A 26,219-nucleotide genomic window follows, 5' to 3' on the forward strand; every position below is an offset into this window, starting at 1 on the left:
TATGAGATAAAGCTTTCAGGCTTTTCCTTCATTCTCTCATGAATAATACAGGCTAGATGAGCAACCTTTTTCTAGTTCAAGCAAACCTGTCAAGATTTCTCCAGAACAAGTAATCATCATCCGTGCCCACATGCACACAAATGATAAAGACAATACTGGTTATGAAGCCAAACAAGCTTGGAAAGGTTCAGTAAAGAAAGGATTTAAGTTTATTCGACTCTCTAAAAACTTTGCTGCAAAAGTTGTTGATCAGAAGTCGCAGCCATCTAAATGTAAAGACTGATAGATTAACAACTTCACTAAAAGGTGAAAATCATACCAAATCCGATTCTAATAGCAGTTTTCAGTTGGGTGTATCAAAATCTCAGTTTAGTGAGGGTGGGAAGTGTACTTCGACTTCGCTCAGTAACAGGGAGGGGTGGAAAGTGTGGGGACTATTTTTCTCTGAATTTGTAATCTATATATAGCGTTTCTCGGACTCATAAGGTACACCTAACTCCAGCCCTCTGCCTTCTGCCTCCTGCCTCAAAGTGATAACCTCTGTACCTCACAAGTATGAGAACTGCTATATCCCAATAAGAAAATATTTGCTTATATTTTTAATATTATTTGCTACTACTTAGTCCTTTTTTTCTTCTTATTTTTTCCTGGTTGAGTTTGATGAGAACCAAAATATTTCTCACTACGATAACGAAGCCAAACTCTTAGGACTTGAGGAATTTTCTCTTTTTCTTGTTTACTTAAACGATTATATAATAGTAATGCCTGTTCTCTTTCTCGTCGACAAGCGCGATTATTATGAGCATCCCAGTAACTTCTAGCTACTCGAATACGACGACAAACTTCTTTAATTAAAGCCTCTCCCTCTAAAGGTCTTTCCTCTTTAAACATACAAAGTTTTAGATGATATTTTTACTCAAATAGTGATGACAAGAATTATAACTCAAGGAGAAACCATCGCAGCGATCGCTACGGCTATTGTACCCCAACAAGGAAGCATCGGAATCATTCGTTTATCGGGGAATAACGCCTTGAGTATTGCTCAAACTCTATTTGTGGCCCCAGGAAAGCAAAAATGGCAATCCCATCGCATTCTTTATGGTCATATTCGTGATCCTCAAAGCCAACAGGTGATCGATGAAGCTATACTGCTGATTATGTTAGCCCCCCGTTCTTACACTCGCGAAGATGTGGTGGAATTCCACTGTCACGGTGGCATTATGCCTGTACAACAGGTGCTAAAGTTGTGTTTGGAACAAGGTGCTACCTTAGCCCAACCAGGGGAATTTACCCTGCGCGCCTTTCTCAACGGTAGAATTGAGCTAACCCAGGCGGAAAGTATTAGCCAATTGGTCGGCGCGCGATCGCAACAAGCTTCGGAAATGGCTTTGGCCGGCTTGCAGGGGAAACTGGCTCAACCGATCCAAAAATTACGCCATCGCTGTCTAGACATTCTCGCTGAAATTGAAGCTAGAATCGATTTTGAAGAAGATTTACCCCCACTAAATCAAAAAGCTATTTCTCACGGCTTAGAGGAGATTTTAGAGCAGGTTGAGGGCATTTTAAACACCGCAGACAAAGGTGAACTGTTAAGGAACGGCTTGAAAGTAGCCATTGTGGGTCGTCCTAATGTGGGGAAATCCAGTTTGCTCAATGCTTGGAGTCGTAGCGATCGAGCGATCGTTACCGACTTACCAGGAACCACTCGGGATGTGGTGGAATCTCAGTTAGTGGTGGGAGGTATCCCTATCCAAGTATTAGACACAGCCGGTATCCGTGAGACAACGGATCAGGTAGAAAAAATCGGGGTTGAGCGATCGCAGTTGGCTGCTAGTCAAGCGGATCTCGTTTTGTTTACTCTTGATGCGACAGTGGGATGGACAAAAGAAGACAAGGAAATTTATGAGGCAATACATCATCGTCCCCTGATATTAGTAATTAATAAAATTGATTTAGCTACCCCAGATTTGTCTCAGTTTACTGCACAAAAAACAGAAATTGTCAAGACTTCTGCTGCCAATAATCAGGGAATTGAAGCTTTAGAAACAGCTATTTTAAAAGCCATAAATCAAGATAAATTGATGGCTAGTAACCTAGACTTTGCCATTAATAAAAGGCAAGCAGCCGCTTTAACCAGTGCCAAAATTGCCTTAGATCAAGTCCAAATTACCATTAATCAAGACTTCCCCTTGGATTTCTGGACTATTGACTTGCGAGCAGCTATCCAAGCATTAGGAGAAATCACAGGAGAGGGGATAACCGAATCGGTTCTAGATAGAATTTTTAGTCGTTTTTGTATTGGTAAATAATGTATTAATGAAAAATTAATAAAAACACTTATTTCTTAACCCAAAAAGCCCTTTACTATGACCAAATGTTAAACAAATATTGAAAAATTATTAATGACCTTGCATTTACGGGAAATCACTGATAGTTTATAGTCAATTTCCAGCAAAATGAACAGATAATTTAATCATGAACAAAAAATATGTAGCTGAATTTTTTGGTACTTTTTGGCTAGTGCTAGGAGGTTGTGGGAGTGCAGTTCTCGCAGCCAACTTCGGAGGAGAGGGAAACCCTTTAGGATTGGGTTTTTTAGGTGTTTCCCTTGCCTTTGGACTGACGGTTTTAACCATGGCCTATGCCGTAGGTCATATTTCTGGGGGTCATTTTAACCCGGCGGTTTCCTTTGGTTTATTAGCAGGAAAGCGTTTTAATGGCTCTGATTTACTGCCTTATATTGTGGCACAAGTATTAGGAGCGATCGCCGCCGGGGGCGTGTTATTCATAATTGCTAGTGGAAATGGGGCTTTAGACTTAACCGCCGGGAACCCATTAGCTACCAATGGTTATGGAACCCACTCTCCAGGAGGTTATAATTTGTTCTCTGCTTTAGTGACTGAGATCGTTATGACCTTTATGTTTTTATTAGTTATTATGGGAGCAACCGATCGCTTAGCTCCTAGTGGTTTTGGTCCGGTAGCCATCGGTTTAGCATTAACCCTAATTCACTTAATCAGCATTCCTGTGACTAATACTGCTGTTAACCCTGCTAGAAGTACAGGGGTAGCCCTATTTTGTGGCAATGTAGAAATCATCGCTCAATTATGGTTATTTTGGCTGGCTCCTATTATTGGTGCTGTTTTAGGGGGATGGGTTTATGCAAATTTCTTAGAAACTTCCACAGAGGCACGGCCTTTAGAACCCATAGAACCAGCTGTCAAAAATTAAGTCAGTGGAACTTTTCTTATGGTTAATTTATTTTACTAACCAGCTTATAACCACTATCAGTTAATAACAATAGTGGTTATTAATTCCGCAAGTTTTACAGAAGAATCCGTACCATTTTAATAAAAAATACTTCATCGTGATAATAATTGTTGAAACCTTTGGGGAAGATTAATAATTTCCTTTAATAAGTCTTGAGAAGTTATCCCGAAGGCAAACTGTAATAGAAATATAATAATTCCTATGGTTATAACAGTAGTAGCAGTTGACTTAGCCACGGCAAATAGCCAACGAAATACTAACCAGCAAACTAATAAAGCAGCAACAAATAGTATTACACTCATCGGCACATTGTTTAAAAAATATTAGTTATCAAGACTTTATATACTAACATAGTGAACCAGATGCTTATATTCTCTCAAACTTATGAACCTGAGTTCGATATAATTCACATCTTGCACCAGTATAGGAAAACTTAAATTAGTAAGCGGCCAGCAGTTCCTCACTCCGTTCCGGCGCTATCGCACAGCGTTCAGCATTCATTTAATCTTACTTACATAATCTTACTTACAGTGGACGATAGGGATTGATATATTTCAGCTGATGGCTGATAGCTGAACGCTTACAAATGTATTCTGACTACTTCTTATTTTACAGAAATAACTTTATTATTTTTTGCCAATACTTCGGCTTCTATTAAAACAGTTTTTCTTGCCCAATTATCTGCCTCTAAAATATCCTCTAAACTGGGATTAGAAGGGTTATCATCTCTAAAATTATCGCAGGTTTTTTCGATAACTTTAGGAATATCTAAAAAGGCAATTTTTTCTTGTAAAAATAAGGCTACTGCTTGCTCATTGGCCGCATTTAAAACCGCAGACATTGCCCCTCCTGCTTCTCCTGCTGAGTAGGCTAACTGCATACAAGGATATTTATCGTGATCTGGTTCTCTGAAGGTTAAACTACCTGCTTTTACTAAGTCTAACTGTTCCCAATCGGTATAAATTCTTTCGGGCCAAGATAGGGCATATAATAAAGGTAGACGCATATCAGGCCATCCTAACTGCGCTAAAACCGAGGTATCTTGTAACTCAATTAATGAGTGAATAATACTTTGTGGATGGATAACAATATCAATATTTTTGTAATCCATACCGAACAAGAAATGGGCTTCAATTACTTCTAAACCTTTGTTCATTAAGGTAGCAGAATCAACGGTTATTTTTTGACCCATAGACCAATTAGGATGTTTGAGAGCATCTTGTACCGTAACATACTCTAATTTTTCCACTGGCCAATCCCGAAATGCACCTCCAGAAGCGGTTAAAATAATCCGTCTTAAACCTCCGTTTGGAACCCCTTGTAAACATTGAAAAATAGCAGAATGTTCCGAGTCTGCTGGTAATAGTTTTACCCCGTATTTTTCGATTAAAGGTAACACAACAGGTCCCCCTGCGATCAGGGTTTCCTTGTTAGCTAAAGCAATATCTTTTCCTGCTTGTATGGCTGCAATGGTGGGCAATAAACCGGCACACCCGACAATACCTGTTACCACACTTTCTGCGTCACCGTGACGGGCAACTTCTATAACCCCTTCTTCTCCTGCCAAAATAATAGGAGAATAGTCCATTGTTGCTACAGCATCCTTAAGGGTTCCTAGTTTATTTTCATCACAAATAGCGACAATTTCTGGACGAAACTGTTTAACTTGTTGGGCTAATAAATCAACATTAGAACGAGTGGCTAAACCCACAACTCGAAATTGATCGGGATATTGGTTAACGATGTCGAGAGTTTGGGTACCAATGGAACCAGTAGAGCCAAGAATAGAAATTTTTTTCACAATATTGCAATATTATACTGGGGATTACCTATCACTATAAAGCGATCGGGAACATCTGCAAAGTGCCATCTACTGTTAGGCTCTTACTTGTTCTAACATTAGTTTAGAGTCTTTGAGATTATCAGGAATACTAATGGGATAATCCCCCGTAAAACAGGCTGAACAAAAGCTATTGGGATCTTCTTGTGTCATCTGTAACATCCCTTTCCAACTCAAATAAGCCAAGGAGTCCACACCTATTTGTTCGCAAATATCGGCAACAGTTTTTGTGGCCGCAATTAATTGACTTTGGTTATCGGTATCAATACCATAAAAACAAGGATGGGTAACAGGAGGAGAAGAAATCCTCATGTGAACTTCTTTTGCCCCGGCATCTCGCAAAGCTTTGACAATTTTTCGGCTGGTGGTTCCTCGCACAATAGAATCATCTACCATAATGACCCTTTTTCCCTTCAAAACGTCTTTGAGGGGGTTTAACTTCATTTTGATCCCGGACTCTCTCATGTGTTGTGTGGGTTGAATAAACGTCCGTCCCACATAACGATTTTTGATCAACCCTTCGCCGTAAGGAATGCCAGATACCTGAGAAAAGCCGATAGCGGCAGGAATACCGGAGTCAGGGACCCCCATCACTAAATCTGCCTTGACACAAGACTCTCTGGCTAGTTGTTGCCCTAAACGCACCCGATAACTATACAAGGTTTCGTCGTGCATTAGGCTATCAGGACGAGCAAAATAGATCATCTCAAAGATACACAATTTTCGTTCTGGTTGTTGTGTCCAATGAAAAGAAGATAATCCTTCCTCTGTGATCCAGACTAATTCCCCGGGTTCCACATCCCTTAAATAGTCAGCCCCAATAATATCTAAAGCACAAGTTTCTGAGGCTAAAACATAACGCATGGGATCTTGGTCTAAAGTCCCTATTACTAAAGGGCGAATACCGTTGGGATCTCTCACTCCCATTAATCCTTCAGGGGTTCCAATAACCAAGCTGTAAGCCCCCGAACACAAGGGAAAAGCACTCACAGCGGCTTCTAACCAGTCTTTTCCCTGGTCTACTTCTTGAGCTATCGCTACGGCGATCATTTCTGAATCGGTGCTAGTATTAAAATCACAGCCCCGCTTTTCTAGGGTTCGGCGCAATTCTAAGGTATTGACAAGATTGCCATTATGTGCTAGAGCCAAGCTACCAAGGCGAGTTTTTAAGACAGCCGGTTGAGCGTTGGCTTTGTGGCTTGATCCTGTGGTAGAGTAACGGGTATGGCCAACAGCTATACCACCTGAGAAGGTTTGTAGGATTTCTTGATTAAAGACTTGAGAAACTAAGCCCATGTCTTTATGAATGTGGATACTGTTTTTGTCTAGAGTAGCGATCCCGGCTGATTCTTGTCCACGATGTTGTAAAGCGTATAAACCAAAATAAGTCAGTTTAGCTACTTCTCTTTCGGGGGCTAATACCCCAAAAACGCCACAGGCTTCTTCCGGCTTATCTAGGGGATAATCTTCATTATTAAAAGGAGAATCTAATAAGTGATAATTAGGGAAAGGTTTTTTTTGGGCAGTCATTTTAGAGATGAACTCCTGAAAACAGTGTCAAGGATGGTTTGAGAGCAACTTGTGTAGAAATAATAAAGGATTCTTAACAAATATTTAACTTAATGGTATCAGGGATCTGATTGTTTTGGGAAATGTTTACAGTTTTTCCATAATTTTTCAGACGACTAATAACTAAAGGGCTTTTTATCATAACAACTAAAAACTAAATTTTTCTAGTAATTGTAGCGTTGATTACTGAGAAAATTTCTCTTTATCTAAGTTTGAGGAATAATACTTTTCGGACTAAGTATCTAGACAAAAATAAGCGTTACAGTTGAGAGTAGGCAGGAATCATATCTCTTAGTGCGCTGTCTTGTTTTTGATTGTTAAGTGTTTTTGTACTACAGAACTTTGCGAGCTATTAAAGTAGATTTTACACCTGCCTCCTGCCTTAACTTCTTGTACCACACTAAGTCGAAAACTGGTGTAATACAAGATGTCAGTTACAGCTATAGCAATCAGTGATTGGTTGTGAGAATCTGAGTTTGAGGTATTAAGGGAACAGTGATAACTGATAACTGACAACTGATAAATTTGTCACCTTACTATTAAGAAACAACCTCAACTTCAACACTGGGAACTTGCTGATCTTTCTTCTTATCAAAGAGTAATTTATTATCCTTACAATCAATAAAAATTGTATCCCCAGAACCAAAAGTCATCTCTAGTATTTTAGTAGCAATAGGGTTCTCTAATTCCCTTTGGATAGCTCGTTTCAGAGGTCTAGCACCATAGACAGGATCATAACCGGAATTGACAATGTAATCAAGGGCAGAATCACTTAACGCAATGCCAATATTTTGCTCATCTAATAACCTTTCAATGCGCTTAAGTTGTAGAGTTACAATGTGTCTTAATTGCTGTTTCTTGAGGGTATGGAAGATAATTAAATCATCAATACGGTTCAAAAATTCAGGACGAAAATGCTTCCGTAATGCTTGTAAAACTTTCTTCCGCATGGCTTCATAATTATCATCATCCCCTGCTAAACTTAAAATATATTCGCTACCGATATTACTGGTCATAACGATGATAGCGTTACGGAAATCCACGATACGACCTTGAGAATCCGTAATGCGTCCATCATCCAGCACTTGTAATAAGATGTTAAAAACGTCGATATGTGCCTTTTCTACCTCATCCAAGAGGATAACGGAATAGGGACGGCGGCGCACTGCTTCGGATAACTGTCCCCCTTGATCGTAACCCACGTATCCGGGAGGCGCACCAATCAACCGCGAAACGGCGTGTTTTTCCATGTATTCCGACATATCGATGCGAATCATGGCATCTTGCGACTCAAAGAGAAAGGAAGCTAAAGCCCTCGCTAGTTCTGTCTTTCCTACCCCTGTTGGCCCCATAAACAGAAAGGAACCAATAGGACGAGAGGGATCTTTCATTCCGGCTCTAGCGCGACGAATGGCAGCCGCAACCGCAGAAACTGCTTCTTCTTGGCCTATGACTTGTTGGTGTAAATGGCCTTCTAAATCTAACAATTTTTGCCTTTCTGAACCCAATAAACGGTTAACAGGAATACCGGAGGATTCTGCTACAATTTCAGCAATATCGGACTCCGTAACTTGTTCTCTTAATAGAGTTTCCCCTTGGGATTGAATATCAATTAATCTTGTTTCTTTGACCTCTAATTGTCGTTGTAATCCTTCTAATTTACCGTACTTTAATTGAGCGGCGGTGTTAAGATCATAATCTCTTTCTGCTTGTTCAATTTGATGGCGTAATTCCTCTTCTTGTTCTTTAAGTACATTAATTTCCTCTAGCATCTGTTTTTCAGATTGCCATTGATTCCCTAATCTTTCGTGTATTTTTTCTAATTCTTGAATTTCTTGCTGAATTTTCTCTAATCTTTCTTTAGAGGATTTATCAACAACTAACATCCCTCTTTGTTCTTCTCCTTCTAAAGATAATTTTTCCATTTGTAGTTGCATCAAACGGCGATCTACGTCTTCTAGTTCCACCGGTTTAGAAGTAATTTCCATCTTTAGTTTTGCAGCAGCTTCATCCACTAAATCAATCGCTTTATCCGGCAGAAATCTATCAGTAATATAGCGGTGGGATAAGGTAGCCGCCGCCACCAAAGCAGAGTCGGTTATTTTAACCCCATGATGCACTTCGTAGCGTTCTTTTAGTCCTCTGAGAATAGAAATAGTGTCTTCTACGGTGGGCTGCTTAATATATACCTGCTGAAAACGCCGTTCTAAGGCCGGATCTTTCTCGATATGCTTACGGTACTCATCCAGGGTGGTTGCACCAATACAGCGCAATTCTCCCCGTGCTAACATAGGTTTGAGAAGGTTCCCTGCATCCATCGAACTTCCTTCGCGCGATCCCGTGCCAACTACGTTGTGCAGTTCATCGATAAAAAGAATAATCTGACCATCCGAGTTAGTGACTTCTCGAATAACCGACTGTAACCGTTCCTCGAACTGTCCCCGCAGTTTTGCCCCTGCCACTAAACTACCCATATCCAAAGAGATTAATTGCCGATTTTTCAATGATTCCGGCACATCTCCGTTGATTATTCGTTGTGCTAACCCTTCTGCGATCGCTGTTTTTCCTACACCTGGTTCTCCGATCAAAACAGGATTATTCTTAGAACGACGGGACAAAACTTGGATGACTCTGCGTATCTCTTCATCTCTGCCAATAACTGGATCTAACTTCCCTTCCCTTGCTGCTTCGGTAAGATCCTGACCGTACTTTTCCAAAGCCTCATAACGATCTTCTTGATCCTTTTCAGTAACTTTCTGACTTCCCCGTACCAATTTTATAGCCTGTTCTAAGTCTTGAGGATCAAGGTTAAAACTGCGTAAACATTTTCGTCCGATACGTTCATCTTCGGCAAACCCAACCCAAAGATGTTCCACCGAGATATACTTATCATCCCAACTCTGACGGGATGCGTCGGCGCGATCGGTCATAACATCCAAGCTTCGCCCTAAGTATAGTTGCTCCACGGTGGCAAATTTAGCTTGTCGGTTGGTGAATGCTTCCACTTGCTGTTGCAACCGAGGGATATCAATTTCTGCCCGTTCTAAAATTCGCAAAGTTAAGCCTTTTTCTTGTTCTAGAAGGGCTAAAACTAGGTGTTCAACTTCCAGGTTTTGATTTTTAAAGCGTCGGGCGACTTCTTGCGATTTTACGATCGCATCCCACGCTTGTTCTGTAAACTGGTCCGGGTCAGTAGGTTGCATTAGTAGCTAATTTTATCCCTTTATATGGTAGCAATTTATAAGAATAGTATATCAATGTTACCAGTTACCAGTTATCAGTTAGCAGTTACCAGTGATCAGTTAAAGTATTTATCGTTATGTTAGGAAGGGTAAATTTTTTAATATGAACAAAAAAAGAAGATACTTTTTTTAGTCGGTTAGCAATGTAAGGTAAAAAATAGGAATCAAAGAAATACCATATTTCTCAATAATATGCATACTCTGACATACCCAGAATTTCAACGAGACGCTGAACCTGTACTCCGTCAAGTTTTTGTCGGCAACCATGACGCGGAGCCTTTTCAGTCTCATGTAGAAGATCGTCTCTTTCTCTTTCTTCCTGATGGGGGTGATCTTGAGAGAAAACATTATTGGAAAAGACAGTTAGCAGAGGCACTGGCTCATGCCGCTCAATCTATTGGTGATACTGGCTCATACCTGGCAGTCTTTTGGGAACTTTCTAAGGAGCCTTTGGAGAATGCTTATGCTTATATTCCTATATCAGAGCTAGTAGATGCGCTTGCCTATCCCCCTTGTCCTCATGGGGGTTCCAAGCAAGTCTGGGCGCAATTAGATGTCCCCAGTGGTCTTGGCTATTGTTTATGTTCTACCAATGGAAGTTGGGGGTTATTAACAACGATGGATGAATACGGATTTTTAGGAGGAAGCTCGGAATTTATGCAAGCCGTACGAAGTTATTTCCCAGACATAGAAAAGGAAGTATTAGAGTTTCTGCATGACCTGAGATTAGACCAAATATATGGAGATAAAATTAATATGGAGTGGCTAAAGCAGGTTCTGGGCCATGTATACGGTGCTAAAACTGCCCAGCAATTGATTGTTGATTCTGGACTTGTTTAATATATTTTTAAATGGAAATCAAAGAAATACCATATTTCTCAATAATATGCACACTTTGACATACCAAGAATTTCAACGAGACGCTGAACCGATATTCCGTCAAGTTTTTGTGGGACCCCATGATACGGAGCCTTTTCAGTCTCATGTAGAAGATCGTATCTTTCTCTACTTACCTTGGGGGGGTGATCTTGAGAGAAATGATTATTGGGAAAGACAGTTAGCAGAGGCACTGGCTCATGCCGCTCAATCTATTGGTGATACTGGCTCATACCTGGCAGTGCTTTGGGAACTTTCTAAGGAACCTGTGGAGAATGGTTATGCTTATATTCCTATATCAGAGCTAGCAGACGCGCTCTTCTATCCCTCTTCTCCTCATGGTGGTTCTAAACAAGTCTGGGAGCAACTAGATATCCCCATCAATCTTGCCTATTGTTTATGTTCTACCAATGGACATTGGGGTTTATTAACAACGCTTGATGAACACGGATTTTTAGGAGGAAGCTCGGAATTTATGCAAGCTGTACGAAGTTATTTCCCAGACATAGAAAAGGAAGTCTTAGAGTTTCTGCATGACGTGAGATTAGAGCATGTACATGAAGATAAAATTAATATTAGTTGGCTACAGCAGGTTCTTAGCCATGTCTACGGTGCTAAAACTGCCCAGCAATTGATTGTTGATTCTGGACTTGTTTAATAGATTTTTAATTGAATTTTATTAGATATTTTTCAGAAAATTATATTTAAAAACTATAATTATATTTATTTTTCAGGGAACCAATTTTCATTTAATAATTATTCTAGAGTATAAGGACATTCTTGGGAAAAATCGTTAAGCTCAGTTTTTCTTTTGGTATATTTAACACTATTTTGGTAAATTATTTCAAATCTATTATCTAAATAGTTTTGTAAGTTCTTGGTCAAAACTTAATTTAAAAGTTTGATTGTTTCTTCTAACCAAAGATGATCGTCTGTTTTGTATAATTCGTTTAATTTAGAGTCAAATGGTAACTTTACCATGACTGTTTCCTCTTTTGCTTAACTAATTATAGAAGTTCTCATACTTGTGAGGTACAAAAGTTATCTCTTTGAGGCAGAAGGCAGAGGGCAGGGGTTATCAATGGATAATTTATAATTGACAATTGATAATTAATAAATTCGGTTTAAAACCTCTCCTTATTTTAAAATTATAAACCTGAAAGATGTAGCGATCGCATTCCCCAAAATATCACATTTCTATCAACTATTAATGCTTCTAATTTTTCATAATTATCTTGTTCAAAATAATTGTATAATCTTTCAGCATCTCCACCAGTTAAAACAACTCTACTCTGGGGATACTTATATAACCAATCATCAATAAAGGTTTTAATTCCACTTAGAGCGGTGTATAAAATACCACTTATGATAGAATCTTCTGTATTACTTGCCCAAAGATCGCCTAATTTTTTTGGTAACTCAATATTAGGTAACGCGGCTGTTTTTGTTGATAATGAATTGAATTGTAACCTTAATCCTGGTAAGATAGATCCTCCCATAAAAGTGCGATCGCCATTAATTCCTGTTAAAGTTAAAGCAGTACCTGCATCAATTACTAAACAAGGAAAACTATACATTTCCCCACTACCCAATGCAGCTAAAGCACGATCAATTCCCATTGTTGAATAAAGATTGTCTAGGGGAATATTCTCCAGGTTAATTAGATTGATTTTTTTATAATTTTGCCAGCGTTTAGTTTGGGAGGGAACAACTGAGGCAAAAAATAAAGGTAAAGTATTAGCAAGAGGAAAAAGTAAACACTCATCAGGTAAGGTTAGAGGTTTAACAACTCCTTGAAAATGATTGGTATCCCAATTATCTTGTAAAAATTCTCCTTGAAAATATCCCCAATGAAGTCGAGAATTACCCACCATTAGACATAACCATTCTTTTGCCATTTCTTTGTTCACACTTATTCTTTTCTTCTGTTTGTTTAGGGCAATATGTTTGAAGGTAAAAAATAACTTAATCCTACTTATACTAACATCTTGCACCTTTGATAAAACTGGCTAGTTTGTAAGCGTTCAGCTATCAGCTATCAGCTATCAGCTATCAGCTATCAGTTGAAACATATCAATCTCTATATTATGCTGTGAGTGAGATTAAACATAAGCTTAACGCTTTCAGCTAAGAGATGAAAGCCGAACGCTGAGTGCTGACGGCTTACTAATTTAAGTCTTTATGTACTGATGCAAGATGTCAGTAGCCCAAAATAGCCATGAATGATGCTATCATTTCTAAGGCTATGTGAGTAATCAGCGATTTATGAGCAACGAAAACGACTATATACAAGAAGAAGATGCTAATCGTGTCCGAGTTTTAAGCGAAGCTCTTCCCTACATCCAACAATTCGCCGGACGCACAGTGGTTATTAAATATGGAGGGGCTGCGATGAAAGATAGTTCCCTCAAAGACAAAGTTATTCGAGATATAATTTTTTTGGCCTGCGTGGGAGTTCGTCCCGTCGTTGTTCACGGTGGTGGACCCGAGATCAACAGTTGGTTAGATAAACTAGGCATAGAACCCCAGTTCAAGGATGGGTTAAGAGTAACCGATGCTGCAACAATGGATGTGGTGGAAATGGTTTTAGTGGGTAGAGTTAATAAAGAATTAGTATCTTTAATCAACCAAGCTGGTGGCCAAGGGGTGGGACTATGCGGCAAAGATGGTAACTTAGTTAAAGCTCGCCGTGTGGATCAAAAAGATATTGGCTTTGTGGGAGAAGTTACCAAAGTAGATGTTGAGATTGTTCACACCCTAGTCACAAACAACTACATTCCAGTTATTTCCTCCGTAGCCGCCGATGAAACAGGACAAGCTTATAATATCAATGCCGACACAGTAGCCGGGGAAATAGCAGCGGCTTTAGGAGCAGAAAAATTAATATTGTTAACCGATATCCCAGGTATTCTGGAAAATTACAAAGATCCCAACACACTCTTAACAAAACTAGACATTAAGCAAGCTAGAGACTTAATAGATCAAGGAATTGTTGCAGGAGGAATGATTCCCAAAGTAAATTGTTGTGTGCGATCGCTGGCTCAGGGAGTGCGAGCTGCCCACATCATCGATGGTCGCATACCCCATTCCATACTACTGGAAATCTTTACCAATCGGGGGATCGGATCGATGATTGTTGCGTCAGATTACCATTCCTAAACCCAGACATATCAAAGGAATAAGTAGTGATTTCCGAACTTTTAAGTAAAAAGACTTGCAGAAATTAAACAAATCGGTTATAAAGAAGAAGGTAAAAATACTTCTCCGATTATCTGCTTGAATAGGTATCCACAATTTAACACGAAGTTGTCTGTTGAGAGAAGTGTTGCTCTACGAAACATTTGTAAAATTTAGTAAAAATAAATTAATTGAGTCTATGACGAAGCAAGTAGCTCATCCTATGATGAAATTTCAGCGAAAAATTTCCTCGCTGGTAGAATCGAAAGTTCTTAAACCTAGTGACAGCCTGTGGAAATTAGCCCTTCTTTACGGAAACGACTGGTCTTACTGGAAAAAAGAGCTGTTAGAGTTCGGTTTCACCATGCAAGATCCCGTTAGTGAGGTCTTAGTGGTCGAATCGTGGGATGAGGATTAATCAAAGTATCTGTGTACCTTTAGATTTCTGTTGTAGATTGCCACCTTTTCTGAATGTATGTGTCCTTGCAACTATAACCTAAGAAAGCTGATCATCTTCCTTGTGGAGAATTGTACGATACTTGATAGAAAAAACAGTCTTACAGACATAGCCTAGATAGGATTTTTAATGTTAAGGTAAAGTCATCAAAGATTGTTACCTGCTAAGGAGATAGCTATGCTACACCGCAAGATTTATCAACTTTGTACAGAAGGGCGAGAAGTTTGTCTGTTCTTGCGGGATCAGCAACGTTGGATTGAAGGTGCGACTATTGTTTCTTTAGAAGGGGATCTAGTCACCATTCGCTATGAGACCGAAGAGGACGACGAAATTAGTTCATGGGAAGAAATGGTCAGACTTGAAAGTATTGGCTCTGTTAGCCAAAAACTAGCGTCTGTTCCTAGGTATAACGCAGAAATTTTTGTATCTGACGATTGTCCCGAAGCAGAGCAGATACGTCCTCAGTCCCCTGACTCGAACCCAGATTCTAATAGTTGATTTAGACTGAATCAACCCCTTTTCTTTTCATATTTAACCTAGCCGGAAGAGTCCGGCTATTTTTTTGCCATAATTGGGACATTGACCTTACTGTATAATAGGAAAAGGAGACAAAATACTTTTGTTAACTTGATTATCTTTGCTTATTATTGAGCCTAGCAAAGATAACATAACACTGAGTCTTTTAAGATTGTAAAAAGGGCATAGACAATGCAGAAAGTGGATAAAAATTTACGAGGTTCTGATACGATGGACGCACCCAAACAAGGTTTACCAGTCACTATTATTACAGGATTCCTCGGAAGTGGAAAAACCACCCTTCTTAACCATATTCTCACTAACCAAGAAGGTCTTAAAACTGCGGTTTTAGTCAATGAATTTGGAGAAATTGGTATAGATAATGAACTAATTGTTGCTACCGATGATAATATGGTGGAATTAAATAATGGTTGTGTTTGTTGCACCATTAATGAAGATTTGGTTCAAGCGGTTTATCAGGTTCTAGAACGATCAGAAAAACTTGATTATTTAATCGTTGAAACTACCGGACTTGCTGATCCTTTGCCTATTGCCCTAACTTTTTTAGGCACAGAATTAAGAGACATGACTCGTCTGGATTCTATCATCACGATGGTAGATTGTGCTAATTTTAGCTTGGATTTATTTAACTCAGAAGCTGCTCACAGTCAGATTGCCTATGGAGACATCATTGTTCTCAACAAAACTGATTTAGTGAATGAAGGGGATGTGGATGCTTTAGAGGTTCGTCTCAGAGACACGAAGGATTCCGCCAGAATTTTACGCACCAAAAAATCACAAGTTCCTTTATCTTTAATCCTCAGTGTAGGTTTATTTGAATCGGATCAGTATTTCACTCAAGAAAATACAGAAGATAAGCACGATCACGATCATCACCACCATGATCATGATCGTGATCATCACCACCATGATCATGATCACGATCATCACCACCATGATCATGATCACGATCATCACCACCACGATCATGATCATCACCACCATTCCCACCACTTAGAAAATGATGGGTTTACTTCGATTTCTTTCGAGAGCGATGAACCTTTTTCTATTCGGAAATTCCAGGATTTTCTAGACAATCAATTACCATCTAACGTCTTTCGAGCGAAGGGCATTTTATGGTTTAATGAGAGTGAGAAACGTCACATTTTTCATCTCAGTGGTAAACGGTTTACCCTAGAAGATGATGAATGGAAAGGGACTCCGAAAAATCAATTAGTGTTGATCGGACAAAATATTGACAAAGATAAGTTATATCAACAAATTAAAGATTGTTTATCCCTTCCTGAAACCGATAAAGGCAAAGGGATTGGTTAGTTAAATCTAATCGACGAGTCCCTATCTGATTATCTTTGTGTTAGATAGGGTGTTTAACTAAGAGAAACACTTAAATATTCAAATACCCTCTAATTAAAATTAAATTCCATCCAAAAATTAAATGTTACAATACGCTTATTATCCAGGTTGCGTCGCTCAAGGAGCTTGTCGCGAGTTATCTTTATCTACAAAAGCATTAGCAAAAGCTTTAGGTATAGAATTAATCGAACTAAAAAAAGCAGCTTGTTGCGGTTCAGGAACCTATAAAGAAGACTCTCAACTATTAGAAGATACGGTTAACGCTCGTAATATTGCTTTAGCAGAATCTCTCAATCTACCTTTATTGACCCATTGTAGTACCTGTCAAGGGGTTATTGGTCATGTGGATGAACGGTTAAAAGAAGCCAAAAATAATGATCCTGCTTATCTGGAAGAGGTAAACGGATTTCTCAAAAAAGAACACTGTTCACCCTATCAAGGTAGCACCGAAGTTAAACATTTGTTATGGGCTTTAGTGGGTGATTACGGTTTAGATCGTTTAGCGGATGAAGTGAAACATAAACTGTCTGGATTAAAATGTGCAGGATTTTATGGTTGTTATTTATTAAGAACCCAGGATAAACTCCCTTACGATAACCCGTTTCAACCAGAATCCCTAGAAAATGTTTTTCGCGCCGTGGGAGCAACCCCTATTTACTATCGAGGGAGGACACAATGTTGTGGTTGGCCCCTATCAAGTTATGCTAAAGAACAATCCTTTAAAATGGCAGGAACCCATATCCAAGAAGCTATAGAAGCAGGAGCAGACTGTATAGTAACCCCTTGTCCTTTGTGTCATTTAAATCTAGATTCTAGACAACCTGAAATTGAAAAAGCGATCGGGGAAAAACTGGGTTTACCTGTGTTGCACTTACCCCAATTAGTGGCTTTATCCTTGGGGATTGAACCTAGTAAACTCGGGTTAAGTCGCCATGTGGTTTCGACTCAATTTGTCTTAAGAAAATTGGGTATTAGTAGTAGTGTGGTTTCAACTCAATCTGTCTTACAAAAATTAGGTAGTTAATATCGTCTCTTTGCTGGAATACGGGAAGGTTTCATCTTGAATTGTACCTTCCTGTATGTGAAATTGTTTTGTGTCTAATCAGATTAAGGACATACAAAGATCAAGTACATTTCCAATTTTAGTCATTGGGTACAACAAGAATAACGGAAGTTAGTTAATCAATACATAGCCTATTTTTTAGCTTAATTTTTTTTAGAAAATTGCTAATTTTACAACCAAGTTTTAATCAATTCCTTAATTACAACAAATTTAATACAAATAATCAAAAAGAAGAACGTATAGAAAGCAAACCAATTATTTTGTTTTATATATAATTTATTTTCAGTTTCAGTCTCTAGAAAATATTTGATTTTTAAAACTTGTTCTTTTTTGGATGAGTAGTTATTATCATAAAAATAAGTAAAAGGCAAAGTACCTTTGCTTGTGTACAATAAAACCTTAAACACTCTGGTAGGAGACCTTGATGACTTGTTAGAGTCTAAAAAAGTCTCGTCAATACCAGCGTCTTTTAGTGAATTTATGGGAATTAATATAGTACTACTGGTAAAAGTCTTTTGGTGAGTCAGTTGACATTCAAATTGATTTTTTAATAGAGGTAAACGAAGACATTCAAGTGTATGTGATCGGGGAAGAAGTGAAATTGAATGATAGCAAATTATCAAAAGGAAGATATAGACTAAAGATGATGTTATTTTATTCATAAATAATAAATGAAACTTGAAAATTTATAGCTAAGTTAAAAATTAGCTAACATTGTACATTTAACTAAAATCAATTTTTGTAGTTCTATCATAACAAAAGCTCGAATTTGTTAATCGCTCATATTTATTTATATGGAGAATAGTCTCGCGGAAGCGAATGTGGCGGCACCGCAACAATTAGTGGTGATCACAAGAAAATAGTAGCGATCGCTAAAAGCGGCACTTCGTGATCGCAAAAGGAAGCAAAACCTTGTCTGACAATTGGAGTATTGTTACAGCTATGCTTATATTATTTTACACAGTTGGCTTTATTAATGTTCGACTGCTTAGGATTTTTCGAGAACACCAGCAACTAAAGAAAGAACAACCAAAGGTGCAGTAACAGCGCGCAGAACTCGCAAACCAAGGTTAACAGGAATAAACCCCGAATTTATAGCCTCATTAATCTCTTTTTCTGTCCAACCTCCCTCACATCCTGTGGCAATAACAACAGAATTAGTAATTTCTGGAAGTAGATAAGTTAGTAAATGCTTTGATTTTTTTCTAGCTACACAAATATAACGGTTTTCATCAGTTTTGTTAATATTTTTTAGTGCTTCTAAAAAAGAAGTTGGTTCAACAATGGTAGGAACTATTTGTCTTTCTGATTGTTCTGTTGCTTCTTTAACAATTTTACGCCAACGTTCTAATTTATTAGAACTGGGTCTTAATAAAGTTCGTTGACTAATAACAGGAATAATAGTATTAATTCCTAATTCTGTACAACTGCGAATAACCTCATCAAACCTGTTTCCTTTAGGTAAGGCTATCATTAAGGTGACAGTAACGGGTAATTCTGTTTGTTCATTTAGCTGTTTAATAATTTCACCGTTATTATTATATAACTCGACAATATAAGTGTTATTTTCGCTGTCCACAACAATAAATTTATTGTTTTCTTTTAAGCGGACAACATTTTTTAAATAATGCTTTTGCTCTGAAGTTAATTTAATTATTTTACCTTGTTTTTGTTCTGATTCAATAACAATACGATACATGGTTATGAGTTTTTATTTTACGGTTCGGAGTGGAAAGTTAATAGATATTAAGAAGGTGGTTTTTAAAAACAAACAAAGAATTGATTTACTTATTTAAAGTACCACATATCCATTTACCAATCCCATCGGATTTAAAAGGAATAATATTGCCTTCTTGAGTAATACGATGACGTTGACGACAGTTATAAATTTCTATAGGTCTTGTTTCTTTATTAATTTTAACTGCCGCCCGATATTCCCAGTAATTTTTAGCACTTCGCTTGATTTTGGTAATACAGATTTGCTCACCATTAATCTGACGGCAAAAATCACCTTTAGCTGTAGGAACTATCATCAACCAATTAGTAACTATTAACCCTAAAATTATGATTTTTTTTAACACTTTTGCTCCTAAATTGATTAGAATAAAGTAAGTTTGTTCCCTTATTTTCTCATGAAATCTAATCTAACGCAATTAACAAATAATCTAGTTTTAATTGGTGGAGGTCATAGTCATGCTATTGTACTAAAATTATGGGCGATGAATCCTATTCCTGGTGTACGTCTAACCCTAATTACAGATAGAACCTATACCCCTTATTCGGGTATGTTACCCGGTCAAATAGCTGGTTTTTATGATTTTGAGGAAACCCATATTGATTTACGCTGTTTATGTCAGTTTGCTGGAGCTAATTTTTATTTAGATAGGGTTATAAATCTGGACTTAGAACACAAGCAAATTTTGTGTGAAGAACATCCCCCTATTACTTTTGATTATTTATCTATTGATATTGGGAGTGTTCCTCAAAAAAGTAGCATTTTGGAGGCAGAAAATCATGCCATTCCTGCTAAACCAGTTAATCAATTTTTAACAGCATGGGAAAAGATAAAGGAAACTATCAAAAATGCTCCTGAAAAACCCTATAGCTTAACAATTATTGGTGGTGGTGCAGGAGGTGTAGAATTAGCTTTTAATACGAGAACATATTTAAATAACATTATAGATGATACAAATAATTTAACCATTAATTTAATTCATAAAGGGGATAGTTTATTAACAGGACATAATCAATGGGTGAGTCAAAGAGTTCGCTCTCTTCTATTAAAAAATGGAACTAATCTTTATCTCAAGGAAAACGTTAAAGAAATAATTGCTAATTTTCCCTATCACTATACAGTAAGTTGTGATTCTAGAACACAGATAAACTCAAATTGGGTCTTTTTGGTCACTCAAGCTTATGCACCTCAGTGGATAAAAAAAACGGGGATAAGTACAGATAAAGAAGGATTTATTTTAGTCAATAACTATTTACAGTCTGTCTCTCATGCCAATATTTTTGCAACGGGAGATATAGCTACAATGGAGGATTATTCTAGACCAAAAGCAGGAGTATTTGCTGTTCGTCAAGGTGAACCTTTATTTAATAATTTGCAGTCTATTATTTTGGGAAATAAGTTAAAATCTTATCACCCCCAATCATTTTATCTAAGTTTAATTGGAACAGGAAATAAAAAAGCGATCGCATCTTGGGGAAATTTCGGTTTAGAAGCCGGTTGGTTATGGACTTGGAAAGATTATATCGACCGTAAGTTTATGGATAGATTTAAAAACTTTTCTAACATAGAATCTAATCATAAAAAAAATTTATTCCCTTCTTCACTAAATATAAAAAACAATAAAAAAGAACAACAATTGAATAATAACAAATTTATGCCTTGTAATGGCTGTGGTTCTAAAGTTGGTGGTTCTATATTAACAAAGACACTAAAAAGATTGAAAATTAATCAAAATCCAGAAATTATTATCGGGTTAAACTCTCCCGATGATGCAACCATAGTTGATATTAGTAAACAAGAATTGTTAGTTCAAACTATCGACTATTTACCTAGTTTTATCAGCGATCCTTTTATTCTGGGACAAATTACAGCAAATCATTGTTTAAGTGATTTATGGGCAATGGGAGCTAAAGCTCATAGCGTTTCTACTGTAGTTATATTACCTTATGGTGTTGATTATATTCTAGAAGAAATTTTATATCAATTATTACAAGGATGTCTCAAAATTTTAGATGAACACGAAATTTATTTAACAGGGGGACACACTTTAGAAGGAGAAAAATTAGGTTTAGGTTTAGCTTGTAACGGATTTATTTTACCTAACCAAATTTTACGAAAAAGTGGGATGCAAACCGATGATAAACTCATTTTAACTAAACCATTAGGAACCGGTACGTTATTAGCTGCAGAAATGAGGTATGAAACAAAAGGTAACTGGATAGATAACGCTATACAATCTATGTTGATTTCCAACAAAAAAGCCTCAGAAATAATCTTAAAATTCCAAGCCTCTGCTTGCACCGACATAACAGGATTTGGTTTAATTGGACATTTAAGAGAAATGATGGAAGCATCCCAAGTATCCACAGAACTCAATATAGATAAAATTCCTATTCTATCAGGGGCAATAGAAACAAATAAACAAAAAATTCAAAGTTCTTTGTACCCCGAAAATATCAAAAATGAAATTTATTTAACTAGCCGACAAAATCTTAAAAATCACCCCAAATATTCCTTATTATTCGATCCGCAAACTTCCGGTGGTTTATTAGCTTCTGTCCCCGAAAAAAATGCCGATCGCTGCTTGCAAGAACTAATCCAAGCAGGTTACACTAAAAGTCAAATTATAGGAAAAGTTATTCACAAAAGTAACGAAATTACTTGTCACCTAACCTAACTTTTTTAATACTTATCCATGTCTTCTACAGAAATTATTGTTATTGGTAGCGGTATCGGCGGCCTGAGTTGTGCCGCCCTATTAGCCCATTATGGCTTAGATGTAACCGTTTGCGAAAGTCATAGTATTGCTGGTGGGGCTGCCCATAGTTTTCAAAGGGATGGCTTTGTTTTTGACTCTGGACCTTCCTTATATTCGGGTCTCTCCTATAGTCCCTCACCCAACCCCTTAAAACAAGTTTTAGACGCTATTGGAGAACCCTTACCCTGCCTTAACTACGATACTTGGGGATGTTACTTACCCGAAGGCAACTTTAACACCTCCGTGGGTGCCGATCAATTTTGTGATATTCTGCAACAACTACAAGGCAACACAGCAGTACAAGAATGGCGCAACTTGCAACAAGCGATGAAACCCTTAGCTGAAGCCAGTGTTGCCCTTCCTCCGGCAGCCATTCGCTTCGACTGGAATGCTATATTAACCGTTGCTAAGTTTGCCCCTAGTTTACTCTTCAAAACTAACCAAGTTTTCAAACTCACAGGACCGTTTAGTAGCATTGTGGATGAAGTTATCCGAGATCCCTTCATTCGTAACTGGTTAGACCTACTATCCTTCCTCTTATCCGGACTTCCTGCTTCTGGAACCAGCGCAGCAGAAATGGCCTTCATGTTTGCAGACTGGTATCGACCTGGGGTAATATTGGATTACCCTGTGGGGGGCAGTGGGGCATTAGTAGACGCTTTAGTGCGTGGTTTAACTAAAAATGGGGGAAAAATACAGTTAAACGCCCACGTTGAACAAGTATTGCTCAAAAATAATCGGGCGATCGGGGTAAAACTACGCAACGGTGAAACCTTAAAGGCTACCCGTGGAGTGATTTCTAACGCCTCTGTTTGGGACACCCTGAAACTTTTGCCCTCAGATGCAGTATCCCAACAATGGCGAAGGGAAAAACAACAAACACCAACTTGTGAGAGTTTTCTGCACCTTCATCTCGGTATAGATGGTAGCAACTTACCCCCAGATCTACCATGTCATCATATTGTAGTCAATGACTGGGAAAAAGGCATTACCGCCCCTCAAAACGTGGTTTTAGTTTCTATTCCCTCCCTCCTCGACCCCAGTTTAGCACCTCCAGGCAAACAGACGATCCATGTCTATACCCCTGGTAACGAACCTTACCATCTCTGGTCCCAACTAAAGCGCAATAGTGACGCATACAAGCAACAAAAAGAAACCAGAAGTCAGGTGATGTGGCAAGCATTGGAACGCATTATTCCTGATATACGGGATCGGGTTTGTGTCTCTTTGGTGGGAACTCCCCTCACCCACGAACGTTTTTTACGTCGTTATCAGGGTTCCTATGGGCCAGCTATCCAAGCAGGAAAAGCCTTATTTCCAGGACCAAATACACCGGTTGAGGGGTTATGGTGTTGTGGCGACTCAACGTTCCCAGGTATTGGTTTACCCGCAGTGGCAGCCAGTGGCATGATCTTGGCTAATACTTTTGCTTCGGTGGATCAGCATTTAAACCTATTGAAACGTTTATCTTTATAAGGTAAAAAGTTAACTAACCGAAACAAACATATTAACGAGTGGAACCACGGACACTTGTATTTTATGCGTCGGTAATGCCGTGTTTTTTCGGCTGTGTTCAAAAAATTATTTCCCTACAATCAAGACTAGAAAATTGAAAAAGATTAGATGATTAATAGTAAGAGAAAAAATTATGCCCAAAGAATTACAAACTCCACTCCTCCAATATTTACGTCACACACTCGCTATTCCTACTGATGCTTTAAAAATGGCTGTCAAGTTTACAGAAGCTTCTATGGGTTCTCTGCCAATGGTACTTTGGCAATACGGATTAATTGACTTATATGAATTAAATCAAGTTTTAGATTGGATAGATAACCGAGATACCAACGAAGGTGATTTAAGTTATTAAATTTTATTGATTAGTTTATTTTTTCGCTTCTTAATTAAGACATTTTTTATAAATTTACTGCAAATATTGATTATGAATCAACCTTGTTTACCTCCTGATGATTTACCTTCTTTAGATCCTAGTTTTCGCGAACTTTCTTGGGAACTAGAAGAAGTCGTCGGCGAAATTTTTTATAATGATTGTAACCCCACCATACAAGATCTATTGAGACAATGTGGATGGGATGTGACTATTAGAACTCAAGGGCTAACCTTAGTTGTTATTTGTCCTAATAATTCCTTAAATTGGCAAATTTTACAATCTATTCCTTTATTTGCTGATATTTTGAAAGTTTTAAGTAACAGCGCAAAAATCAGAATTTATCCCCCACCAGGAACCGGTACTCCAATGGATGTTGTGGTACAAGATTCTTTTTGATAAAGCAAATATTATTAATATCTTACTCGGGGATCAAGAAAACCATAGGTGAGATCGGCAATAAGGTTGAAAATAACAATTAAAATGCTATAAATAAAGGTAATTGCCATCACTACAGGGGTATCGCTTCTTTGAATTGAATCGATTAACAATGCACCAATTCCTGGTACCCTAAAAATTTGTTCTGTAACCAATGCACCGGTAAAAATAGTGGGAATATCTAGGGCAATTAATGTTACCACTGGAATTAAAGCATTTCGGATAATATGGTTTTTTAGTATGGCAAAATTGTTTAATCCTTTTGCTTGTGCAGTGCGAACATAATCGTGGGTTAATTCATCTAAAATAGCAGAACGAATGAAGCGCATTAACACAGCCGATTGATATAATGCTAGAACAGTGATAGGCATTATGGACTGTTTTATTTGTTCGATCAAGCTAGATAAATCGGTGATTTTTAGGGTACTGTTATAAATAAAAGGAAACCAGTTTAATTGTACACTGAAAATAATAATTAATAATAATCCCGTCAAGAAAGTGGGTAAGGAATAACCCAAAAAAGCAAAAGTTGTAATTATTTGGTCTAGTAAAGAATAACGTTTAAGAGCAGAAATAATTCCTAAAGGGAAAGCAATCAAAACACTGAAAATATAAGCGGTTCCTACTACCCACAATGTATTTGGAAGACGCTGTAAAATGAGGTTTAAAACAGGACTACGACTGGTAAAAGAATAACCTAAGTCTCCTCTGATAAAGGCAAAAAACCATTTAATGTAACGGATATGAATAGGTTGATCCAGTCCTAAACTTTTACGAATATTTTCCCTAACTTCTTCCGTGATAGAAGGGTTAGAGGCGAATTCTCCCAGGGGATCTCCTGGGGCTAATGCTAAGATGGTAAAGAGGACTAAACTAATAGCAATTAGGGTAGGGATAGCTATTAATAGGCGTTTAATTAGGTATTGAGTCATTAGTTAAAATAGTTCAGTCTAAGAGACAAATTAATAGTTAACCAAAGTACGAAAAAGGAAAACTAAGCAGATATATAATTATACAGTTCTTCTGGAAAAGGGAGAAGAGGTAGTTTATCATGCTTTTTCTCCTATTCTCAAAGTTTGTCATTCTCAAGGGGATACTTTTGAGGAAGTAATTGATAATATTGAAGAGGCAATTTAATTATATCTTGAAAGTTTAATTGCTGATAATCAAACGATTACTAAAGAAGATTTAAAAGCTGTGTTTTTTCTCGGATTTGATATAACTTTTCTCCTCCCAAACTTTAGAGGAGCCTGGTTTCCTGTAACAATTTATGAGCAGTTTCTTGCCCGTAAACGTGATTTAATAACTCTGGCAACCACTGTATATTAAGGTTAGGCAAAAATTTCATCTGTTGATATTTGTTGAGAAAAAAATAAACTTGTTCATCTAGATTTGCTATATGTTCACGCACTTGATTAATGAACTTTGGCGAACCACCAAGCACTCCATGACGTTCATGGGTTACTGCCATTCCCCAATTACCTTTAGCTGAATAAGGATGGGGTATTCTGCCCGACATTAGGATAAAAGAGGGATGAGTCTAGGCTAAGACGTAGAGGAAAAATCCCTTTGTTTTGGGTGGGTCGTCACAGTGATTTCTACATTGTGATTGAGCCTACCTAAGATAAGGATAAGTCGGTCAATGGTAAAGCGTTTTAGGTTCGCACCACGAATACGGACAAACTCGCTGTGATCCACCCCCGTTCTGTCTTGTGCCTGACGGGTTGATAAGTCTTCTTTGTCTAAAACCTTGATAATTTCTGCTGCGAGCAAGGCTTTAGCCTGTCGTACATCGGCTTCGCCATCTCCCATGTCTCTATAAACATTGCCACTTCCATGTACTAATTCCAAGGGTTCATCTGTCATGAGAGTGCCTCCTGTAATCGCTTGAGTCGTTTTTTGATCAGTTCTACCTCTTGTTGAGGTGTTTTGATGCCTGTTTTGGATTTTTTCTGAAAGGCATGAATCGTATCTTCTCAAAAAGCCAGGGGTCACTCGCTGCGAAAACTTAGGCCAAAC

25 protein-coding genes and 2 pseudogenes are annotated in these 26,219 nt (G+C 37.9%); 14 read left to right on the forward strand and 13 right to left on the reverse strand.

What is annotated here, in order from left to right; genetic code table 11:
- Window positions 1–615: 615 nt before the first annotated feature.
- Window positions 616–891 (reverse strand): Precorrin-3B methylase, encoded by a 276-nt coding sequence (locus P9B04_RS17795; RefSeq protein ID WP_342056320.1) that lies wholly within the window; start codon window positions 889–891, stop codon window positions 616–618.
- Between the two features lie 35 nt (window positions 892–926).
- Between P9B04_RS17795 and mnmE the strand changes: the two genes are divergently transcribed.
- Both mnmE and aqpZ read left to right on the forward strand, forming a co-directional pair.
- A complete protein-coding gene (gene mnmE, locus P9B04_RS17800; RefSeq protein WP_342056321.1) occupies window positions 927–2,309 on the forward strand; it encodes a tRNA uridine-5-carboxymethylaminomethyl(34) synthesis GTPase MnmE in 1,383 nt (460 codons plus the stop codon).
- A 166-nt stretch (window positions 2,310–2,475) separates the two neighbouring features.
- A complete protein-coding gene (gene aqpZ, locus P9B04_RS17805) occupies window positions 2,476–3,231 on the forward strand; it encodes an aquaporin Z (protein ID WP_342056322.1) in 756 nt (251 codons plus the stop codon).
- 131 nt (window positions 3,232–3,362) lie between these two features.
- Here aqpZ and P9B04_RS17810 read toward each other — a convergent pair whose 3' ends face one another.
- The 4 genes from P9B04_RS17810 to clpB all read right to left on the reverse strand — a co-directional run bounded on the left by P9B04_RS17810 (window position 3,363) and on the right by clpB (window position 9,882).
- On the reverse strand, window positions 3,363–3,572 hold the full coding sequence (locus tag P9B04_RS17810; protein ID WP_342056323.1) for a hypothetical protein: 210 nt from the start codon (window positions 3,570–3,572) through the stop codon (window positions 3,363–3,365).
- 302 nt (window positions 3,573–3,874) lie between these two features.
- Window positions 3,875–5,071 carry a 1-deoxy-D-xylulose-5-phosphate reductoisomerase gene (gene dxr / locus P9B04_RS17815; protein WP_342056324.1) on the reverse strand — a complete coding sequence of 399 codons (1,197 nt, stop codon included), beginning with the start codon at window positions 5,069–5,071 and terminating at the stop codon, window positions 3,875–3,877.
- 75 nt (window positions 5,072–5,146) lie between these two features.
- The gene (gene purF / locus P9B04_RS17820) at window positions 5,147–6,640 is read right to left on the reverse strand and encodes an amidophosphoribosyltransferase (protein WP_342056325.1); all 1,494 of its coding nucleotides are present in this window, start codon (window positions 6,638–6,640) and stop codon (window positions 5,147–5,149) included.
- A 578-nt stretch (window positions 6,641–7,218) separates the two neighbouring features.
- Complete coding sequence (gene clpB, locus P9B04_RS17825; protein ID WP_342056326.1) at window positions 7,219–9,882, reverse strand: ATP-dependent chaperone ClpB; 2,664 nt, start codon at window positions 9,880–9,882, stop codon at window positions 7,219–7,221.
- Between the two features lie 231 nt (window positions 9,883–10,113).
- Between clpB and P9B04_RS17830 the strand changes: the two genes are divergently transcribed.
- Together P9B04_RS17830 and P9B04_RS17835 are read left to right on the forward strand one after the other, a co-directional pair.
- Window positions 10,114–10,761 (forward strand): hypothetical protein, encoded by a 648-nt coding sequence (locus P9B04_RS17830; RefSeq protein WP_342056327.1) that lies wholly within the window; start codon window positions 10,114–10,116, stop codon window positions 10,759–10,761.
- Window positions 10,762–10,807: 46 nt separating this feature from the next.
- Window positions 10,808–11,455 (forward strand): hypothetical protein, encoded by a 648-nt coding sequence (locus P9B04_RS17835; protein WP_342056328.1) that lies wholly within the window; start codon window positions 10,808–10,810, stop codon window positions 11,453–11,455.
- 98 nt (window positions 11,456–11,553) lie between these two features.
- Here the strand turns inward: P9B04_RS17835 and P9B04_RS17840 are convergent, their stop codons facing one another.
- Together P9B04_RS17840 and P9B04_RS17845 are read right to left on the reverse strand one after the other, a co-directional pair.
- Window positions 11,554–11,682 carry a DUF29 family protein gene (locus tag P9B04_RS17840; protein WP_342056329.1) on the reverse strand — a complete coding sequence of 43 codons (129 nt, stop codon included), beginning with the start codon at window positions 11,680–11,682 and terminating at the stop codon, window positions 11,554–11,556.
- Between the two features lie 263 nt (window positions 11,683–11,945).
- Complete coding sequence (locus P9B04_RS17845) at window positions 11,946–12,695, reverse strand: pantothenate kinase (protein WP_342056330.1); 750 nt, start codon at window positions 12,693–12,695, stop codon at window positions 11,946–11,948.
- Between the two features lie 367 nt (window positions 12,696–13,062).
- Between P9B04_RS17845 and argB the strand changes: the two genes are divergently transcribed.
- From argB to P9B04_RS17870, 5 genes are all read left to right on the forward strand, one after another.
- On the forward strand, window positions 13,063–13,956 hold the full coding sequence (gene argB, locus P9B04_RS17850) for an acetylglutamate kinase (RefSeq protein ID WP_342056331.1): 894 nt from the start codon (window positions 13,063–13,065) through the stop codon (window positions 13,954–13,956).
- A gap of 217 nt (window positions 13,957–14,173) precedes the next feature.
- Complete coding sequence (locus P9B04_RS17855) at window positions 14,174–14,392, forward strand: DUF4327 family protein (protein WP_342056332.1); 219 nt, start codon at window positions 14,174–14,176, stop codon at window positions 14,390–14,392.
- Between the two features lie 216 nt (window positions 14,393–14,608).
- Window positions 14,609–14,929, forward strand: a complete 321-nt coding sequence (locus tag P9B04_RS17860; RefSeq protein ID WP_342056333.1) for a DUF6679 family protein — start codon at window positions 14,609–14,611, stop codon at window positions 14,927–14,929.
- 210 nt (window positions 14,930–15,139) lie between these two features.
- On the forward strand, window positions 15,140–16,282 hold the full coding sequence (locus P9B04_RS17865) for a CobW family GTP-binding protein (RefSeq protein ID WP_342056334.1): 1,143 nt from the start codon (window positions 15,140–15,142) through the stop codon (window positions 16,280–16,282).
- Between the two features lie 121 nt (window positions 16,283–16,403).
- Window positions 16,404–17,345 (forward strand): CoB--CoM heterodisulfide reductase iron-sulfur subunit B family protein, encoded by a 942-nt coding sequence (locus tag P9B04_RS17870; protein ID WP_342056335.1) that lies wholly within the window; start codon window positions 16,404–16,406, stop codon window positions 17,343–17,345.
- Between the two features lie 1,027 nt (window positions 17,346–18,372).
- Here P9B04_RS17870 and P9B04_RS17875 read toward each other — a convergent pair.
- Together P9B04_RS17875 and P9B04_RS17880 are read right to left on the reverse strand one after the other, a co-directional pair.
- Window positions 18,373–19,083, reverse strand: a complete 711-nt coding sequence (locus P9B04_RS17875) for a 16S rRNA (uracil(1498)-N(3))-methyltransferase (protein ID WP_342056336.1) — start codon at window positions 19,081–19,083, stop codon at window positions 18,373–18,375.
- Window positions 19,084–19,168: 85 nt separating this feature from the next.
- Window positions 19,169–19,465: a hypothetical protein gene (locus P9B04_RS17880; RefSeq protein WP_342056337.1), complete on the reverse strand. Its 297-nt coding sequence runs from the start codon at window positions 19,463–19,465 to the stop codon at window positions 19,169–19,171.
- A gap of 51 nt (window positions 19,466–19,516) precedes the next feature.
- Between P9B04_RS17880 and selD the strand changes: the two genes are divergently transcribed.
- From selD to P9B04_RS17900, 4 genes are all read left to right on the forward strand, one after another.
- Window positions 19,517–21,796, forward strand: coding sequence for a selenide, water dikinase SelD (selD, locus tag P9B04_RS17885; RefSeq protein WP_342056338.1), 2,280 nt, complete (start codon window positions 19,517–19,519; stop codon window positions 21,794–21,796).
- Window positions 21,797–21,814: 18 nt separating this feature from the next.
- The gene (locus P9B04_RS17890; RefSeq protein WP_342056339.1) at window positions 21,815–23,353 is read left to right on the forward strand and encodes a phytoene desaturase family protein; all 1,539 of its coding nucleotides are present in this window, start codon (window positions 21,815–21,817) and stop codon (window positions 23,351–23,353) included.
- A gap of 172 nt (window positions 23,354–23,525) precedes the next feature.
- Window positions 23,526–23,744: a DUF2949 domain-containing protein gene (locus P9B04_RS17895; protein WP_342056340.1), complete on the forward strand. Its 219-nt coding sequence runs from the start codon at window positions 23,526–23,528 to the stop codon at window positions 23,742–23,744.
- Between the two features lie 72 nt (window positions 23,745–23,816).
- Window positions 23,817–24,161: a hypothetical protein gene (locus tag P9B04_RS17900; protein WP_342056341.1), complete on the forward strand. Its 345-nt coding sequence runs from the start codon at window positions 23,817–23,819 to the stop codon at window positions 24,159–24,161.
- Window positions 24,162–24,175: 14 nt separating this feature from the next.
- Here the strand turns inward: P9B04_RS17900 and P9B04_RS17905 are convergent, their stop codons facing one another.
- The gene (locus P9B04_RS17905; protein ID WP_342056342.1) at window positions 24,176–25,132 is read right to left on the reverse strand and encodes an ABC transporter permease; all 957 of its coding nucleotides are present in this window, start codon (window positions 25,130–25,132) and stop codon (window positions 24,176–24,178) included.
- A gap of 70 nt (window positions 25,133–25,202) precedes the next feature.
- Between P9B04_RS17905 and P9B04_RS17910 the strand changes: the two are divergent.
- Window positions 25,203–25,334: pseudogene (locus P9B04_RS17910) on the forward strand (type II toxin-antitoxin system HicB family antitoxin); the annotation flags it as partial.
- 106 nt (window positions 25,335–25,440) lie between these two features.
- On the opposite strand, the gene P9B04_RS17915 reads toward P9B04_RS17910, so the two are convergent.
- From P9B04_RS17915 to P9B04_RS17925, 3 genes and pseudogenes are all read right to left on the reverse strand, one after another.
- The gene (locus tag P9B04_RS17915; RefSeq protein ID WP_342056343.1) at window positions 25,441–25,671 is read right to left on the reverse strand and encodes a hypothetical protein; all 231 of its coding nucleotides are present in this window, start codon (window positions 25,669–25,671) and stop codon (window positions 25,441–25,443) included.
- A gap of 74 nt (window positions 25,672–25,745) precedes the next feature.
- A complete protein-coding gene (locus P9B04_RS17920) occupies window positions 25,746–26,066 on the reverse strand; it encodes a helix-turn-helix domain-containing protein (protein ID WP_342056344.1) in 321 nt (106 codons plus the stop codon).
- Window positions 26,063–26,167: pseudogene (locus P9B04_RS17925) on the reverse strand (type II toxin-antitoxin system RelE/ParE family toxin); the annotation flags it as partial. The pseudogene P9B04_RS17925 and the gene P9B04_RS17920, both read right to left, overlap by 4 nt.
- Between the last annotated feature and the right edge of the window lie 52 nt (window positions 26,168–26,219).

This window comes from Crocosphaera sp. Alani8, assembly GCF_038442745.1.
Taxonomy (GTDB): Bacteria; Cyanobacteriota; Cyanobacteriia; order Cyanobacteriales; family Microcystaceae; genus Crocosphaera.